Here is a 17,358-nt window from a genome sequence, read left to right on the forward strand (position 1 = left end):
GGTTTTTGTCTTCGGTGTTTTTGTTTATCACTTCTGTCGCTCTGGTTGTTGTATTTTGGGCTATTGATAAAAATCAGAAAGCTAAAATAGGAATGCCACCACATCTTTAGCAAAGTAGAAATATACGGCCGCACCAATTCCTAAGAATAGGGTCCAACCAAGTAAACCGTTGACAATTTTCGGTTGTGGTTCAGTACTGATAGGGGTTGTCTTCTGGCCGCTGATCATTGGTTTTACTAAATTATCTTTTTTCATCAAATAAACGAAAATAGCGATAAGGTGTAGTGCGATTGCAGCTAGCATAAAGTCAAAGTTCAGAGCATGGATTTCTGTTAAGAAGCTACTGGTATCACCACTTACATATATGGCAAAGGGTCCTTCGGAGATGATGTCATCCGTAGCAAACAGCCCTGTGGTGATTTGTATCGAAATGATTAGAAAAAACATAACGACCATATAACCACCTGCCGGGTTGTGGCCTACGTGCGTATTTTTTTGTTCGCTGGCTTTACGAAGTGATGATAAATATTGAATGACCGCTCGCGGTGAACGAATAAAGTGGCGGAACTTTGCGGTGTCACTGCCAATGATTCCCCAAACCAAGCGTGTTAATAGTAATGCCAGCAATAGATAAGCCACCGAGAAGTGCCAATCCATGAGTCCTTCCGTACCGGTGTACCATAACCCTGCAACACAGGCGACTTGCAACCAGTGATAACCTCGAACGAAACCATCCCAAATTTTGGTTGGTACTTGCATAACCTAGCTCCCAATTATAATGATTGTTATTTGGAATTATTATCTCAGACTTCAGCCATGTTCAGAGTAACTTTACGCATCTTTACAATGGTTTAAAATTATGGCGATTCACTCTTTCCATCACGAAATGGTTGGGTGAGCATGTTTTTTAATCGAGACTCGTGCGGCTTTCTGAATATGGTTAATCCAATCGTCATATTCGTATGGCCTTGTTTGGGTTGGCTCTGGTAAGTGTTGAAGATGAGATCCCACCAGGTTAAGCAGAAACCAAAATTACGATTGGTTTCTGTTCCATCTACAGAGTGATGAATGCGGTGCACATCAGGTGTGACCAAAAAATACCGCACATACTTATCTATTTTCTTAGGAATCTTTACATTGCCATGGTTAAACATAGCGGTCAGGTTCAACAGAACCTCAAAAATAATGACTGAAACAACAGGAGCTCCAAGCAGTACGACGATGAGGATCTTAAAAATCATGGATAAAATAATTTCTAAGGGGTGAAATCGAGCACCTGTCGTTACATCAATGTCTACATCTGTATGGTGCATTCTGTGCAGACGCCATAAAAAAGGTACATGATGAAAAAGAACGTGCTGAAAATAAATAGCACAATCAAGCAAAATGATAGCAGTAACGATGGCAACTGGTGCTGGTATATCGAACCAATGAATAAGCCCCCATTGGTTTTCAGTAGCAATATATGAGACATCGACCGCAAGAATGGGAAATAGTAATTTAATGGTAATACTATTGAATACAACGATACTTAAATTACTGCACCAGCGAGTAGGTTTTGAGCCTGTTAGCCTTTTGCGTGGGGCGATTAGCTCCCCAATAGCGACTAAAGTAAAAATAGTTAAAAAGAAACCAAGCCGAATGTAGAGTTCATTTCCAACAATCCAGTCACTCATTTTTCATCCTAAAATATTGAATCATAATATTTAGATTCTGATTGTACTCCATTTTTTAAGTTTGAAAACTTTGTTTCCATTCCCAGTGCTTTTCATTGTGGTTCCCTTTTGTATATAACCACTAAGTATGATTAAAAGTTTGTGAAAAGTATTAAGAAAGTTTATATCTTCTTAATTTTTAATGCTAAATGATGATTTTATTTTTAGCGTATGGTCATTTATATAAAAATAGTCTACACCTTTTACATGACACTAGTCGGAATAAAAAGAAATCACGGCATTAATGGTACTTAGTACTATAATGAAGGGTAGGGATGTATATCGTATGGAGTGGGATAATAACTGGATGAAAAACTTGACCTTTTAAAAGGCGCTGTACTACGTTTAGAGCAGCATTAATGGAATGTACGATGATAAAAGAAATTATTCCTATGCTACTAATATAATTTGAACAAGTGTCACATTAAAACTTTTTAGTATTGATAATTGTAGGTCTAATATATTTGGTGATAGTATTAAATATACAAAATGAATAGTGTTTTATTGCTCGTTATTTATACAGAATAATACGTTTTGCTTATACCGCATATAAATTGTGATTATTTTTATTGATTTTATCTTGTTGATTTAATTGGTTTTTTTAAATTTATTTGTTTTTTATGAATATTTTTGAAATAAAACATTCAAGTTCGAGGTCTGATGAGGTGAATATATGTTGATTAAAGATAAAAAAAACTGATATTGTTTCGCTATAAGTAATAAGCCAGTGGTTAATACTTTTGGATAATATAATGCAACTATATTAACAATAGTGATTCTGATTCATATAAGTTATTTTGAGTTACATTGTTCTCTAATTCTAAAAATATAAATATAGCGGGTGTTATGCGCTTTAATGAAAACCAACGACAAACTTTGCTTTCTCCACTGACAGAAGATAATTTCTGCGGGAGCTACTTGAAATCAGATCGGCAGGTGTTTAGACCATTACGAAATGAATTTAACTTAGCCCAAACATCGTTAAGAAAGCTGACTCAGAATCCAGATCCGTCGGAGATTGAGGCACTTATTGAAGAAAACCAAAATAATTGGGGTTCTTTATCAGATAGTTTGTTTACGGTATTTCAGCAATCGTCTAGAGACATAGAATTGGCTGGCTGGATGCTTGTTTCACAGGTCATTATTGATCCAAGTTTAAACTGTGCTAGCCAGGTTAGTGAATGGTTGAAAGAGTTGGTGTCCTCACATTGGGACAACTTACAGCCAATTTTGCCAGACAATAAAATAAAAGCCGGTGATGATGCGGGCAAAAAGATTGAGATCGACACTTTTAAAGTGAAAGCCTTTGTACAACTGGTTGGTGAGAGTGAAGACAGTAGTTTACTTTATTCACCACTTTTAATGACACCTTTGATCGGAGATTTAGATTATTTCCGTTATCAAAGTGAAGAACGTAAAGGCAACTTGACCGACTTACGTCACCAGTACAATTCAGTCGCATTGGAAAATCGAGCGCATTTAACTGAACTCGTGCAGAATTTATCGAGTTTGGCAGAAAACATGACAGCCATTGAAGCACAAGTGAAAGTGGTATGTCAGAAGAGTTTGATAGCTCAGCCAGGTTTTGCTTTTGTGACCGGTTTATTAGCAAAAATGCTAAAAGCCATTGAATTTATTTCTGGTATTAAGCCAGTAGCCGCTTCAAGCCAAGCTGCTGCCGCTGTACCAGAGAATAAACCTGAGGTTGATGCAAACCCTAATGCCCCAGTTGATGTTGTGGAATCAACAGTTTCGATGAACCAAATAGAGAACTCGAATATGGCTCAACCAACACAACAAGCGGCGACAACGGTTTCATTTGCTTCTATTGCTGAACAACAAGAATTTAATCGAGACCAAGCATTTCACCAATTACGTGAATTGTCAGAATTTTTTAAAAAAACGGAACCGCACAGTCCAGTACCTTACTTATTGGAAAAGGCGATTCGTTGGGGCTACATGCCATTACCTGAGTTAATGACCGAGTTGCTATCAAATCAACAAGAAACGATTGCGCGTGTTTTCAATTTAACAGGGTTAGACGAAGAAGGGCAGGTTGGTTTACCAGATTTGCCAGTAAGAAATTACTCAGTGTCGAGTCATTCGATACCGAGTCAAAATGTGACGTCGGCTTCGGCCGAGGTCGTAGCGAAAGAACCATTACACAATAATAATTTAACAGAAACTAAGTCTACACCTTCTACTTCAAATGAAGCTGAAAGTGTAAATAATCAAACCAAACCACAAACGGAGCAAAAGTCAGATTCCAGCAATTCTTTAAGCTGGTAAATGGCCTTAGCTGCACATAAATAAAACAGGGGAACTATTATTATGGCAAGCATCTATATGCGAATTGATGGCGTACAAGTAACAGGCGGCGCAACTATCGAGGGTATTCCTGGTGAAGGTTGGTTCGCACTGAACTCTTACAGCTGGGGCGCAGTACGTTCAGTTGCTATGGATATCGGTAACGGCACGAATGCAGATTCAGGCATGGTAGCGATGAGTGAAGTTAACCTGACTAAAGAAGTAGATGGTGCTTCAGAAGACCTACTTTCTTTCCTATTTAGCCCAGGTCCAGAAGGTAAAGACGTAGAAGTTGTATTCACTAAGCCATCAACATCTGGCGAAGGTGCAGATATTTACTTCCAAGTGAAGCTACAAAAAGCACGTCTTGTTTCTTACAACGTAAGTGGTTCAGACGGTTCTCAACCATTTGAAAGCATCGCGCTTTCTTACATCCAGCTTGATCAGAAGCACTGGCATGAAGGTAACGGTGGTAAGCTTGAGCAAGGCGGTCTTGTTTCTTACAACGTACCACAAGGCAAGCTGCTGTCTGGCGCGAAATAATTGTAGTAAATGCGCCGCTGTTTGGCGGCGCATTTTTTATACTTTTAATTCGGCTTTTAATATTATTGCGAAACAAGGTAGGGAAGCATGGCTCTCAACTCACAACATAAGCGTGTAAGCAAAAACCGCGTCAGCATTACGTATGACGTAGAAACTAACGGTGCAACTGAAACCAAAGAATTGCCTTTTGTCGTGGGCGTGATTGGTGACTTCTCTGGCCACAAACCAGAAAGCGAAAAAGTGGACTTAGAAGAGCGTGAGTTCACTGGTGTCGATAAAGACAACTTTGATACGGTAATGGGACAAATTAACCCTACCTTATCTTACAAGGTTGATAATAAGCTGGCAGGCGATGACAGCCAGTTTGATGTGAACCTTAGCTTCAAATCAATGAAAGATTTCCACCCTGAAAACTTAGTTGACAGCATTGATCCTTTAAAGCAGCTAGTAGAAACACGTAATCAGCTAAAAGTATTGCTGAGTAAAGCCGATCGTTCTCGTGATTTAGAACGTTTGCTTAAAGAAGTTCTGCAAAGTACCGATGCGATTCAACATCTTGCGGAAGAACTAGGCGTGCAAAAAGGGGAGGCTGAATAATGTCAACTGAACAACAAAATGCACCACAGCAAGCAGAAGCGGCTGAAGGTGAGCTGAATTTTCTGGATCGTGCAATTACAGCAACGACTCAAACGCCAGCAGATACAACAAAAGAGCTGCTTTCTGTTTTAACATCACAAGCTCTAGACGGCACAGTAACGTGGGATAAAAACCTAACGTTAACCATTGAAAAAGCCATTGCTGCTTTGGATGTGAAGATTTCTGAGCAACTTTCAACAGTCATGCAAAACCCTGATTTCCAAAAACTGGAAGGGACATGGCTTGGTCTTCAAAAGCTGGTTAAAAACAGCGAACTTGGCCCAGATCTAAAAATTAAGCTTGCTGACTACACGAAAGACGAGCTATTAGAACAATTTGAAGATGCGCCTGCTATTGATCGCAGTCGTTTCTTTACCATGATTTATCAAGAAGAATTCGGCACAGCTGGTGGTCAACCATACGGTGCACTAATTGGTGATTACGAGTTTGGCTACGGTGATGAAGACGTAGCATTATTGCGTTACATGGGTGAGGTTGCTGCGGCTTCTCATGCACCATTTGTAGCTGCTGCTAATGCAAGCATGTTTGATTTCGATTCTTTTGAAACCTTCTCAGAAGGTAAACCAGTTGCGGCAGGTTTCGACTCACCAGCTTACGCAAGTTGGAATGCTTTCCGTGAAAGTGATGACTCACGTTACGTTGCATTAACGTTACCAAAAACCATTGCTCGTCTGCCTTATGGTAAAGGTACAGTACCAGTAAGTTCTTTTGATTTTGAAGAATTTAAAACAGATGCGAATGGTAAAGCAGTACCACAATCTCAAGATGATTTTGTGTGGAGTAACGCTGCATACGAATATGGTCTGTTACTGACTCAAGCGTATACGCAATACGGCTGGTGCACCGCGATCCGTGGTACGGACAATGGTGGTAAAGTTGAGAACCTACCTAACTTTACTTACAACACACCTTCAGGTGATCTTGTTCAGCAGTGTCCATCGGAAGTTAACTTAACGGATGAGCGTGAGAAAGAGCTGAGCGATCTTGGCTTTTTACCATTAGTTCACTACAAAAATACCAATTACGCGGTATTTATGGGTGCACAAACGGCTCATAAGCCAAAAACGTATACGGACCCTGATGCAACAGCTAATGCAGCTATTTCAGCGCGTTTACCATACACAATGGCAAGCAGCCGTATCGCCCAATACCTAAAAGTAATGGGACGTGATCGCATTGGTTCAAACCTTGATCCAAACAATGTTGAAAAAGAACTGAACGACTGGATTCACCAATATGTGAACCCAAATGCCATCGGTAATGAAGCGAAAGCGACTCACCCATTGGTAGAAGCAAAAGTAAGTGTAGAAGAGCAAACAGGTCGTCCTGGTTGTTACTCTGCGGTTGCTTACTTGCGCCCTTGGCTACAAATGGAAGAGTTAACAACCTCTCTACGTATGGTTGCGAACATTCCAGGCTAATGATTTCTTCGGGGGCTTAATCGGCCCCCGAATGGAGCTTTTATGACAATATCAAACCCAACATCATCCTCCAATGTCTTAGCCGAAACAGGGCAATGGCGAATGCTGTTAGAGTTAGCAAAACAGCAAGATAATGATGGCTTTGTTGCTTTACTGAGCCGTGTTATTGCCCAATTAGATCAAACATTAAGTGATCAACTTGCCGAAATTATGCAGGCAAAAGAGTTTAAAAAGTTGGAAGCGACGTGGTCTGGTTTAGCAAGCCTAGCTGAACTGCCAGTCTCAGGCCGAAGAGTTAGAATTAAGCTGCTCGATTTTAGTTGGAGCATGTTGTCCACCGACTTAAACCAGTCTTTTGAAGTTAGCCGCAGCGCACTCTATAAAAAAGTCTACGCAAATGAGCTTGATACCGCAGGGGGGCAGCCATTTGGTCTGCTGGTTGTGGATCATCTTGCCCATTCGGATTTAGATGACGACAGTGATTTTGATGATCTTTATACACTCCAATTGTTAGCCGAACTTGGTGAACGTTCATTATGCCCCGTTGCACTGGGTGTTGATCGTTACTTTTTTGGAGATGATCCTGCCAGATTATTACACGACTCCGCACGATTAACTCGAATATTAAACAGTGATGATCTCCAAAGCTGGCAATTGCTTCGTAACCACAGTTCCAGTCGATTTTTACACCTCGTTTTACCGGAATTCAGAATAAGAGAGCCTTATCGTCATTATTCGGCAGGTTTTGTTTTCAATGAACCGAATACAAACAACAGTGTCTTGTGGGGAAATGCGGCATACCTTTTAGCGGCCAATGTTATTCGAGAATTTGATCGGATCAGTTGGTTTGGCTTTTTACGAGCCTATGACAAAACAGGCCGTGATGGTGCATTAGTGAAGCCAAGTACTCCTATTTGCACGCCACTAAAAGCGCATGTTGATCTTTACAGTGAGAATGATGGTTTTTGGTCAGAGCAAGGTTTTGTCCCCGTGACTAGCGTGTACTTAAGTGGTCAATTAGGGCTTTTTAGCAACCAGTCGGTGTGGAAGCCCATTGATGAGGCCAGTAAAACCAGTGCGATGCTTCAAACCAATTTAATGGCGTGCCGTTTTGGTCATTATATCAAGGCTCAAATTCGCGATAGGGTAGGTAGTTTTGATAGTGCCATGACGTGCCAACGTGATTTGGAACGCTGGCTACAGCAATACATGAGTGAAGTTGACTATGGCGATGAGTCCATCATGGCGCGTTACCCACTTAAGCATGCTGATGTTCAGCTGGTACAGGATGAACGAGATGCCACTAAATATCGCTGTCAGATTAAGCTGCAACCTCAATACCAATATGAAGTGCTGGATACTCATATCGTGTTAATGACAGACGTAGCAGCACGCAAGCTGGGTGAGGTAACTTAATGAGTTTACTAGCGAAGTTAAAAAACCAATGGCATGGTAACAGCGACAGTGTTCGTGATGCGGTGATTGAGAATATTTCATCGTTGTTATCGGCTCGCGCGCCTATTTGGCAAGATGAGCTGCATGGTGAAGTGAATAACTCTGTTGCGTCATTTGGCATGGTGAACTCATTACGTAGTCAAGGTAAAGCGAGTGGTGACTTGGTGTTGCATGATATTCGCTCTTTGATTAGTACCTTTGAGCCAAGGTTAAAAGACGTCTTGGTTGAACTGGATGAGCGCTCAGTAACGACTAATAAATTAAAATTTCGAATTGAAGGCACAATGACCAGCCAGTTCGGAGAAGAAGTGGTTGTGTTTGATTCAAGCTTAGATTTTACCACCAGTAGTTTAGATGTAAGGAAAACGAATCTTGTCTGAGTCATTATTAAGCTATTTTGAACAAGAGCTGGCATTTATTCGCCGAGAAGCGGGGGATTTCGCTCGTCGTCATCCTGGCTCGGCCAAATCGTTAGGGATCAGTGATGACAGTGTTGATGATCCACAAATTGCTCGTCTTATAGATAGTGTTGCGTTATTAAATGCCCGTCTGCAGCAACGATTGGATGACTCTTTTCCACAATTGACAGACAGTCTACTTCGCTTGTTATTTCCACATTATTTGCGTCCAATTCCTTCCTACAGCATTGTGAAAATGACGCCGTCGGATGATGTAAGTGCGAAACACAGTTTACCAAAAGGGACACAGCTAGGGATTTCAGATGGCGATAGCGAAACTGCTGTGTTTCAAACTTGTCAGGACGTAGCGTTATACCCTATCGAGCTAAGTACAGCTGCGGTGTCAATTGCGCCATTTGATGTGCCAAAGCCGAAAGGGGCAGAGCACGCAAAAGCTATGCTAGAGCTGCAACTAGAAACCACTGATCCTGCGATTTTGTTTTCGGATTTAGATCTTTCTTCATTGGATCTGTTTTTACGTGGTGAAACCCAATCTGTTTTACGCTTGTATGACTATTTGTTGTCAGGGGTAAAGCAAGTTTGTATTCAATATCAAGACGAGTGTATTTCGCTTGGTGCAGGCTCTTTAGGTTCCGTAGGGTTCCATGATGATAACCAAGTACTGCCTTATAGCGCACGAAGTTTTGGTGGTTTCAAGTTATTAACTGAATTTTTCATGTTCCCTGAGCAATTTCATGCGGTTCGCCTAGATTTATCGAAAATGCTCTCATGTATTAAAAAAGGGATGCTGCAAACGAACCGAATTCGTATCCAAATCTTTCTAGATGACATGGCTATTGATCTTGCTCGTAGCTTAGGGGCAGATAATTTCCACCTGTTCTGTACGCCGATTGTTAACTTGCAAACATTAACGGCAGAACCTTTAAACATCGATTTTAGTCAGTCACAGTATCCGATCTTACTGGATGCTGGTGGTCAAGAACAATTACAGCTATTTTCCATTCAAAAAGTGGTGGACGTAACAGAGCAGCAAAGCCGTCAAGTTCCGCCTTTGTATGGTGAAAAATTCCGTGGTGCTGAAATTGGTTTGCGTTGGCAGTTGAGCCAAGAATGGCAAGATGACAGTTATTTAAGTAGTAAGCTACGTGTGGCTGACATGGATCACACTAGTGCGAACAGTGGGCCAAGAACATGGCTGGTCACGGCAACCTGTTCGAATGGCGAGCTGGTAAATCAGCTGTCTATTTCCAGTGAGGTGGATTGCCGAGACTCTATTTCAATGCCAGCAGAATTACAGTTGCTGCGCCGACCAACCAAACAGGTTCGTATTAAAGGCACTGAGCACAATGCATGGCCATTATTGGCTCATTTACATTTTAATTATCACGCGTTATTAGGCTCTGATGATCCAGTTTCAGCGCTAAAGGCCATGCTAACTTTGTATAACCATAACGACAACATGCAAAACAGCGCTTACATTGCGTCGATTCAAGGTTTAGAACAAGAACAAGTTGTGGCTCCGATCCGAATTTCTGGCAAAAGTTGTTTTGCTTACGGTACTCGTTTGAAGATCACGTTAAGTCCAAAAGAACTTGGCGGTGGTGGGGTAGAGCTGTTGTCGCAATTACTTGACCGCTTTTTTGCTTATTTCGCAGGTTTTAACAGTTTTACCCAAGTGGTTATTGCTCTTGATGGCGTGGAAGGTGAACACAAAGTATTTCCAAGGAGATCGGGATGCAAAAATATGCTCTAACCCAGCTATTGAGCGCTCCGTATACGTTTGATGTTCATCGGGCCATGCAGTTGGTGAAACACGAAGCGGCATCAATAGGAAAGCGACCTGTTATTACATTTTCGGCCAGTTTATTACCTGCGTACCAGCAATCTGACATTATTGAAGTGCGTAACCCTATTGCTGGCGAATGGGTATTCACTTGTGATTTAACCGCATTGTCAGGCAGCCAAGGGGTGATGCCACGCTACAGCTATAGTGAGTCGTTAAAGGAGCTGTTTGAACAAGGCAATGACGCGCTGGTTGATTTTTTTGATGGATTTAACAACCGTTATTATCGTCTGCATTGCCAAACAGAATTAAAACACGACTTAGTTTCTCAGGCAGAAGAAGAGCATTTTAGTTGGAATAAGCATGATTTATCGCTGACGACCATGCTTTCTAATTTATATGGTGATTTGGGTCACCATAGTCACTTACCTGCAACACATTTAGTGCAATATTCAGCGCTTTTAGGGTTGAAGCTGTCTTGTCCGCATACCCTAGAAGGATTGCTGGAAGATTATTTTGAATATGTCTTTGAAGTGAATTATGGCGATGTGGACTATCAACCATTATTACCTTGTAGCGTGACTCGTTTAGGTGAACAAAAAGGGCAGAATAATCAACTTGGGTTTGGTGCTTTGGTTGGGAAAAGTGCGGTAACGGCTTTTCAACGTTTAGATATCATGATCAAACCGCGTAATAACCGTGAATTCAATAATATTCGTCGGGATCAGCGTTTAATTACTGCCGTTGATGAATTTGTTCGTCATTACATTGGCGTTGATATTCGCTTAAAACTGATGATGAAAGTCGATGGCCGTTACTTACCTGGTTTACAGCTGACGACCAATACTGATACCGATACCAGACTAGCTCAATCAACTTGGCTTGCTCCAAAACAAATAACAAAAGAATACGTGGTCATGCCACTTAAATAGGGGAAGAGAATAATGATAAACGTGGAATTACAAAGTTTAGTAAAACGCTTAGCGCCAACGTTAAAAAGTGCTCTTGAAGCGGCGGCTGGTGATTGCATGGCTCGTACACACTTCAGTATCGAGCCAGAGCATTGGTTTTATCAGCTTCTTGACGATCCTAAAAGTGGTTGGACAGAGCTGCTATCTCAAGGCTCGGTTGGTCGTGATCAATTAATTGATCAGCTGGTTCGCCACTTGAACGGTTTATCTCGCGGTAATGACAGTTCCCCATCATTAGCGCCAGGTTTAGTTGAGCTATTGAAAGACAGCTGGTTACTTGCCTCTCTAAACCACAGTAATGCTGAAGTAAACGGCTACCATGTTCTTCTTGTTTTAAAGCAGCGTATTAGCCAAGCTGGTTACAATGGTGAGTTAACACCGTGGTTAAATGAGTTATCTACTGAAGCATTAAAAGCTAATGCTGTTAAGCACGGTACAGTTTCAACAGTGGCTCCGAGCACTGCGGGTTCTGAAGCGAGTATCAATCATGAAGCCAGTACTGTCGCTCTTGATAAATACACACATAATTTAACTCAGGCAGCTCGTAACGGTGAGCTGGACCCTATTTCTGGTCGTAACCCTGAGATTCGTAAATCTATCGATATTTTATGTCGTCGTCGTCAAAACAGCCCTATTTTGGTGGGTGATCCAGGCGTAGGTAAAACAGCGATTGTAGAAGGATTAGCACAGCAAATTGTTGATGGTAATGTGCCACCTTCTTTAGTTAATGTTGAACTTCGCACACTAGACTTATCATTATTGCAAGCAGGTGCAAGCATCAAAGGTGAGTTTGAAAACCGCCTTAAAGACGTACTCACAGAAGTTAAGCAGTCTGCTCACCCTATTATTGTGTTCATTGATGAAGCTCATACCTTAATTGGTGCTGGTGGCGCAGCAGGCCAAAATGATGCTGCAAACTTATTAAAGCCAGCTTTAGCTCGTGGAGAGTTCCGTACTATTGCGGCAACGACTTGGGCGGAGTACAAGCAATATTTTGAAACCGACGCAGCGTTAACTCGTCGTTTTCAATTAGTGTCGGTGGGTGAGCCAAACGAAGAAGATGCCATTCAAATGCTGCGTGGCGTGACTCGTGGTTTAGAAAAGCATCACCGCGTTAAAGTATTAGAAGAAGCCATCGAAGCGGCAGTTCAGTTGTCGGTACGCTTTTTACCTGAGCGTCAGCTGCCAGATAAAGCCATTAGTTTATTAGATACGGCGTGTTCACGTATTGGCCTGAGCCAGAGCGCTTTACCACAGCAGCTTGATGGTTTAGCGGAGCAAATTCGCTACACCAAAAATGAAATTTCAGCGGTTGAACGCGAAGATGCAATGCTGGCTAATGGTGCTGAAAAATTAGAAGCAGCAAAAGAAAAACTGACCAAACTTGAATCTGAGTTCGATGAGTTAGAGCAACGTTGGGAAGCTGAAAAACAGTTAGTGACTGACATTACGGCTCTGCAAGATGCGATTGATGAAAAATTCTTAGCGGGTGAAGACGTTGCTGATAGCGCCGAGCAAAATGAGTTGGCGGAAAAAATGGCGAAGCTGCATGAACTACAAGGTGAATCACCACTAGTCATGCCACAAGTTGATACTCAGACCATTGCGGAAGTGATTTCATTATGGACAGGTGTGCCTGTTGGTAACATGATGAAAGACGAAGTAGAACGTTTACTGAAGTTAGAAGATCTTATTGGTGAGCGTGTAATTGGTCAAAAAGCCCCAATTGCTGAAATCTCTAAGGCCATTCGAATGTCTCGTGCGGGATTAACGGATCCACGTAAACCTGTTGGTGTCTTTTTAATGTGTGGTCCAAGTGGTGTTGGTAAAACAGAAACAGCACTGGCGTTGACGGATCTTCTTTATGGCGGTGAGAAAAACATCACGACCATTAACATGACGGAATTTAAAGAAGAGCACAAAATCTCCATGTTACTTGGCTCACCAGCAGGGTATGTTGGGTTTGGTAAAGGCGGTGTGTTAACGGAAGCGGTACGTAAAAATCCATACTCAGTTCTATTGTTGGATGAAATGGAAAAAGCGCACCCAGGTGTTCATGACTTGTTCTATCAAATCTTCGATAAAGGCTCGATCTCAGACAGTGAAGGCCGTGATATTGATTTTAGGAACACCATTATCATCATGACATCAAACGCTGCTGACAGTGCAGTTGTGGATGCATGCTCTGAGAAAAGGCCACCAGTTCCTGAGTTAACAAAAACCATTTTCCCTGCACTGCAAAACTACTTCAAGCCCGCATTTATTGGCCGTTCGACAGTAGTGCCTTATTTCCCGCTTGATAATGACGAAATGGCACAAATTGCTCGTTTATCATTACGCCGAATTGAAAAGCGCGTAAAAAATCATTACGGCGCTAGCTTCAGTTACAGCGAAGAGCTAATTGAACATCTAATTGAACAAAATCACTCACCAGAAACCGGTGCTCGTGCAATTGAGCAGATTATAAACCGGACTTTAATGCCTGAGCTGGCGACACAATGCATTGTGAGAGTTAGCGGCGGCGAAGCCATTACTCAGATCCATCTGGATCTGGCTGAAGGACAAATTGATATAGCCATTAATTAACGGGGGATGTTGTGAACAACGAAATAAGCAACAGTTATGGGCTTGGTAAAGCGATTCATAAGCAGGTAACAGATCCTAAAGGGGATTCTGTAGGTTTGGCCGATGCGGCGCTTGATTGGACGACTGGAATGATTGATGCGACACCGATTGGTGAAGTGATTAACCGCCCAGTTAAAGCCATTGAAGAAAGCTGTATTAGTCGTATTGAGCGCACCAAAATTGTAGAAGGCGTAAAACAAAAATTTTCTACACACATCAGTAAAGCGGCTGCTCAAAGCTTGCATAGTTTTACGATGCCAAATGTACTTTCTGCCGACAGAGCATTACTGAGAGGCAAAACCGGGCAAGAGTACATGGACACAACAAAAGCGGTTTACGACAAACATCAGCAGTCTCGTTTTTATCGTTTCCAGCGTAAAATGCACGATCAAGCTCGTGTGTTGAAGAAGAATCCGGTAAAAATTGCCAAATTACCACTTGGTTTAGTTCCGGGTGGCGATATTGCTAAAACAGCTATTAAAGGCGCTGAATACGTTGGTGGTAAGTTTGCTGGAGCGCGTAAGCAGCGTAAAAAAGGCGAATACGCATCAGGCAATAAAGCCGTTTTAGAGCAGCGTTTAGGGAACAAAGAAGCAGCAAGGAAAATTGCTAAATGGCAAGCAAAAGACATAGCTGAATTGGGGCCAAAACTGCAACGTAACCTGTATAAGTTAAAACAATCGGTAGCGGTGTTGGATTCTCGCCACAGTGATATTGAAGCGAAAGTAAATCGCTTTAATGCGGCTTCGACGGTTGATGCACAGTATGCCGCTTTAGCGCAAGTTGCACGTAGCCGTGAAGAGTTAGCGATGAGCTACCATGAAGCGCAGCACTATATCGAGAAGGTAAAAGGGATGTGCAGTACACTAGAAGCCACTGCCATTGAAACAAATGCGTACTTACACTTTCTAGAAGAGTTACTGGATCAAACACAAACTTCCATTCTTAACTCGATTAAGTAGCGGTAATAACTAAAAACATTACATATTGTATTCAGCGGCTGAAAAGTCGCTGAGTAGTATACAAGGAGTGACGTTTATGCCGAGTAAAATGTCAATAACGCTTAGCTCGACTAAGCCTGCGGTTAGTTTTTCAGGCTTAAAAAATGTACCGGGTTACATGAAACGTATACCTGACACAAAAGGCTTTGGTTATGCTAATGATCATGTCGGTGATGGCATTGGTTTAATCACAGGTGCCGTTGAACAGGCCCAAGAAGTAGCGAATGCCGCTGCCGAAGCTGCAGGTGCTGCTGCGGATTCTGGTGGTATTGATTGGGTTGGTGCTGGGCCGATTGGTGATACGGTTTCAACAGCGATTGAGTCTGTGCAAGCGATTTTAGAGTGGGCCGGAAAACGCAAAGCTAAAGAGTTACCTGCTAATACGCTCTTATTAGCTCCAACTCCGGTTTCTCCGCCACAAGGTCAAAGCCAAGTTGTGCATCAAGATATGTTGTCGGCAACGGCTTCAAATGCAAAGTGCCAGAGCTACTTTAAAAAACGCATGTACAAGAAAATTGCAGGCTCGGCAGTATCAACAACTGGGTCTTGGCTGGGAGCAGTGACGCAAGTGAACGTAACAGGGGCACTTCGTCATGGCCGTTCAGAAGCGAAAACCATTGCTCATATTGCTCGTTTTAAAAAACTCTTAGATGGTTTTAACCGTCAAGGGTATGAAGATGAAATCGAAATGTGTAAGCGTTTAATGCGCTGGAAAGCAGTAAAAGCGGTTTCTCAAGGTGCTCAGTTAACAGCAGATCTCATTCCAGGTTCGGCAGGTGCACCTATAGCTGGAGGCTTGATTGCTGGTGCTGCTTCTATTGGTACAGCAGCTTACATGCGTAAAGAAGAAGACTTGATCGTTCAAACCGCTCAAATGCTCCATTACCGCGCCTTCATGGAATTATCAAATAACATGGATACTCAGCAACGCAGTGTCTACACCGTTGCATTAGATTCGCCTGCCGTTGAATTAGTACGTGAGATGTTTGGCCAAATCGCACGTATTGAGCAAGAGCGCGTACTCGTTAATGTACGTGGTCATAAACTTAAAATTGGTGGTGAGCACCTAAAAGCCGATCAATACATGCGTGAGCCTGCTGGCTGGCTAGTTCTGGTTGATAAATTGAGCTTGCTCTAATATTTGTTTGCTTTGTAATAAACTAAAAAATAAAATTATTACAAACAAATATCATAAAAATAAAAAGTCAGATCGACTGAATATAGCCGATACTGATTATTATAAAAACAATAATACCCAGAAAAGTGGTCATCATTGTAAGGGAAAATATTAGGATACGATTGTGGAAAAAAATCCATTTACACCAGAACAGCTTCAATGGATAAGAAGTTCCTTAAAAATAGCCGTTGTCCACGGAGGAGATAAGACGCAATCGGAAAGTTATCTTTATGAAAACTTAAGCCCGCGTTCAACAAAAACCTATGAGCCAGTCGCGCACGATATTGCTCAGGCTTTACGTGAATCAGGCTTTATGCATGTAAAGGTGCTTCCAGAAGACATTAATTTACCGCAACAACTAAAAGCTTTAGAAATTGACTTAGTTTTCACCAATAGTGGTGGTTTACAAGGCTTTGACTCAATGTGTCACTTACCATCTATGCTCGAAATGCTAGGGGTACCGTACGTTGGCCATTCACCAATGGTCGCTGGTGTGTTGGATAATAAGCATCTGTTTAAGCACGAGATTCATGCGGCAGGGATCCCGACTGCACCTTTTATTACCATAGGTTTAGAAGAGAGCATTAATGATGACGTGAACCAGTCTATGCTTGATCTGATTGACGCTGAGTTTGGTGACGGCTTCATTGTTAAGCCAGTGTCTGGCCGTGCTTCTGTGCATGTATACCCAGTATTTGAGCGTAAAGAGCTTGATAGTGTGGTTAAAAAAGTTCAAAAAGCGACCAATAATATCGTTCTAGTCGAACCTTATTTATCTGGACGTGAATTTGTCGTTGCTGTGGCTGGCCCAGTAGTGATGAAAAATAATGAACTACACAGTTTAGATGGGCCGCTGTCTTTTTCTATAACAGAGAGAGTATTAGAAAAAGATGAAACGATTTTTACTTCAATGGATGTAAAACCTATTACAGGTGATCGCTTATTGAAGGTAACAGATTCTAATCTGCGCGGTCAGTTGGCCGAAATTGGCTCGAAAATCTTTACTCAATTAGGGCTACAAACCCTTGTTAGAGTCGATTTACGTATGGATAAGAAAGGAAAATTGTTGGTATTGGAAACCAACCCTAAGCCTGATCTGAAAAAACCAGAAGGTAATAAGGTCAGTCTTGTTTGTCACGATATTCAGGGAGAGAATATGAGTTACCACGACCTAATTCAATCGGTTGTTTTCAATCGACTGGCTTATTTAAAACAGCACCGACCAAGTACTCTTGCCCACTGTTTCTCTGATGATTTTTATCAGCTAGCAGAGAAATAGGAGTA

14 protein-coding genes are annotated in these 17,358 nt (G+C 41.9%); 12 read left to right on the forward strand and 2 right to left on the reverse strand.

Going from position 1 to position 17,358, the window contains the following annotated elements; translation table 11 throughout:
* Positions 1–81 precede the first annotated feature (81 nt).
* Both MHO82_RS04870 and MHO82_RS04875 read right to left on the reverse strand, forming a co-directional pair.
* The gene (locus tag MHO82_RS04870; protein ID WP_239182736.1) at positions 82–759 is read right to left on the reverse strand and encodes a cytochrome b/b6 domain-containing protein; all 678 of its coding nucleotides are present in this window, start codon (positions 757–759) and stop codon (positions 82–84) included.
* Between the two features lie 98 nt (positions 760–857).
* Positions 858–1,676, reverse strand: a complete 819-nt coding sequence (locus MHO82_RS04875) for a sterol desaturase family protein (protein ID WP_239182737.1) — start codon at positions 1,674–1,676, stop codon at positions 858–860.
* An 885-nt stretch (positions 1,677–2,561) separates the two neighbouring features.
* Between MHO82_RS04875 and MHO82_RS04880 the strand changes: the two genes are divergently transcribed.
* From MHO82_RS04880 to MHO82_RS04935, 12 genes are all read left to right on the forward strand, one after another.
* Positions 2,562–4,004 (forward strand): type VI secretion system ImpA family N-terminal domain-containing protein, encoded by a 1,443-nt coding sequence (locus MHO82_RS04880; protein ID WP_239182738.1) that lies wholly within the window; start codon positions 2,562–2,564, stop codon positions 4,002–4,004.
* A 42-nt stretch (positions 4,005–4,046) separates the two neighbouring features.
* Positions 4,047–4,565, forward strand: a complete 519-nt coding sequence (locus MHO82_RS04885) for a type VI secretion system tube protein Hcp (RefSeq protein ID WP_239182739.1) — start codon at positions 4,047–4,049, stop codon at positions 4,563–4,565.
* Between the two features lie 87 nt (positions 4,566–4,652).
* Entirely contained in the window at positions 4,653–5,162 is a 510-nt protein-coding gene (gene tssB / locus MHO82_RS04890; RefSeq protein ID WP_239182740.1) for a type VI secretion system contractile sheath small subunit, read from the forward strand.
* Complete coding sequence (gene tssC, locus MHO82_RS04895; RefSeq protein WP_239182741.1) at positions 5,162–6,643, forward strand: type VI secretion system contractile sheath large subunit; 1,482 nt, start codon at positions 5,162–5,164, stop codon at positions 6,641–6,643. The genes tssB and tssC overlap by 1 nt, the downstream gene beginning before the upstream one ends.
* A gap of 42 nt (positions 6,644–6,685) precedes the next feature.
* Positions 6,686–8,059, forward strand: a complete 1,374-nt coding sequence (locus tag MHO82_RS04900; RefSeq protein ID WP_239182742.1) for a type VI secretion system contractile sheath large subunit — start codon at positions 6,686–6,688, stop codon at positions 8,057–8,059.
* A complete protein-coding gene (tssE, locus tag MHO82_RS04905) occupies positions 8,059–8,478 on the forward strand; it encodes a type VI secretion system baseplate subunit TssE (RefSeq protein WP_239182743.1) in 420 nt (139 codons plus the stop codon). Before MHO82_RS04900 ends, tssE begins: the two co-directional genes overlap by 1 nt.
* On the forward strand, positions 8,471–10,270 hold the full coding sequence (gene tssF / locus MHO82_RS04910) for a type VI secretion system baseplate subunit TssF (RefSeq protein ID WP_239182744.1): 1,800 nt from the start codon (positions 8,471–8,473) through the stop codon (positions 10,268–10,270). The genes tssE and tssF overlap by 8 nt, the downstream gene beginning before the upstream one ends.
* The gene (locus MHO82_RS04915) at positions 10,252–11,232 is read left to right on the forward strand and encodes a type VI secretion system baseplate subunit TssG (RefSeq protein WP_239182745.1); all 981 of its coding nucleotides are present in this window, start codon (positions 10,252–10,254) and stop codon (positions 11,230–11,232) included. Before tssF ends, MHO82_RS04915 begins: the two co-directional genes overlap by 19 nt.
* Positions 11,233–11,244: 12 nt before the next feature.
* On the forward strand, positions 11,245–13,857 hold the full coding sequence (gene tssH / locus MHO82_RS04920; protein WP_239182746.1) for a type VI secretion system ATPase TssH: 2,613 nt from the start codon (positions 11,245–11,247) through the stop codon (positions 13,855–13,857).
* An 11-nt stretch (positions 13,858–13,868) separates the two neighbouring features.
* On the forward strand, positions 13,869–14,858 hold the full coding sequence (locus MHO82_RS04925) for a hypothetical protein (RefSeq protein ID WP_239182747.1): 990 nt from the start codon (positions 13,869–13,871) through the stop codon (positions 14,856–14,858).
* Positions 14,859–14,934: 76 nt separating this feature from the next.
* Positions 14,935–16,035, forward strand: a complete 1,101-nt coding sequence (locus MHO82_RS04930) for a hypothetical protein (protein ID WP_239182748.1) — start codon at positions 14,935–14,937, stop codon at positions 16,033–16,035.
* A 163-nt stretch (positions 16,036–16,198) separates the two neighbouring features.
* Complete coding sequence (locus tag MHO82_RS04935; RefSeq protein WP_239182749.1) at positions 16,199–17,353, forward strand: D-alanine--D-alanine ligase; 1,155 nt, start codon at positions 16,199–16,201, stop codon at positions 17,351–17,353.
* Positions 17,354–17,358: the final 5 nt, after the last annotated feature.

It is taken from the genome of Vibrio sp. Of7-15 (assembly GCF_022347565.1).
GTDB lineage: Bacteria > Pseudomonadota > Gammaproteobacteria > Enterobacterales > Vibrionaceae > NORP241.

Coding starts and splice junctions, on each gene's coding strand:
- MHO82_RS04875 (WP_239182737.1), bottom strand. CDS start 1,676: ATGAGTGACTGGATTGTTGGAAATGAACTCTACATTCGGCTTGGTTTC.
- MHO82_RS04900 (WP_239182742.1), top strand. CDS start 6,686: ATGACAATATCAAACCCAACATCATCCTCCAATGTCTTAGCCGAAACA.
- MHO82_RS04915 (WP_239182745.1), top strand. CDS start 10,252: ATGCAAAAATATGCTCTAACCCAGCTATTGAGCGCTCCGTATACGTTT.
- tssH (WP_239182746.1), top strand. CDS start 11,245: ATGATAAACGTGGAATTACAAAGTTTAGTAAAACGCTTAGCGCCAACG.
- MHO82_RS04880 (WP_239182738.1), top strand. CDS start 2,562: ATGCGCTTTAATGAAAACCAACGACAAACTTTGCTTTCTCCACTGACA.
- tssB (WP_239182740.1), top strand. CDS start 4,653: ATGGCTCTCAACTCACAACATAAGCGTGTAAGCAAAAACCGCGTCAGC.
- tssC (WP_239182741.1), top strand. CDS start 5,162: ATGTCAACTGAACAACAAAATGCACCACAGCAAGCAGAAGCGGCTGAA.
- MHO82_RS04930 (WP_239182748.1), top strand. CDS start 14,935: ATGCCGAGTAAAATGTCAATAACGCTTAGCTCGACTAAGCCTGCGGTT.
- tssE (WP_239182743.1), top strand. CDS start 8,059: ATGAGTTTACTAGCGAAGTTAAAAAACCAATGGCATGGTAACAGCGAC.
- MHO82_RS04870 (WP_239182736.1), bottom strand. CDS start 759: ATGCAAGTACCAACCAAAATTTGGGATGGTTTCGTTCGAGGTTATCAC.
- MHO82_RS04885 (WP_239182739.1), top strand. CDS start 4,047: ATGGCAAGCATCTATATGCGAATTGATGGCGTACAAGTAACAGGCGGC.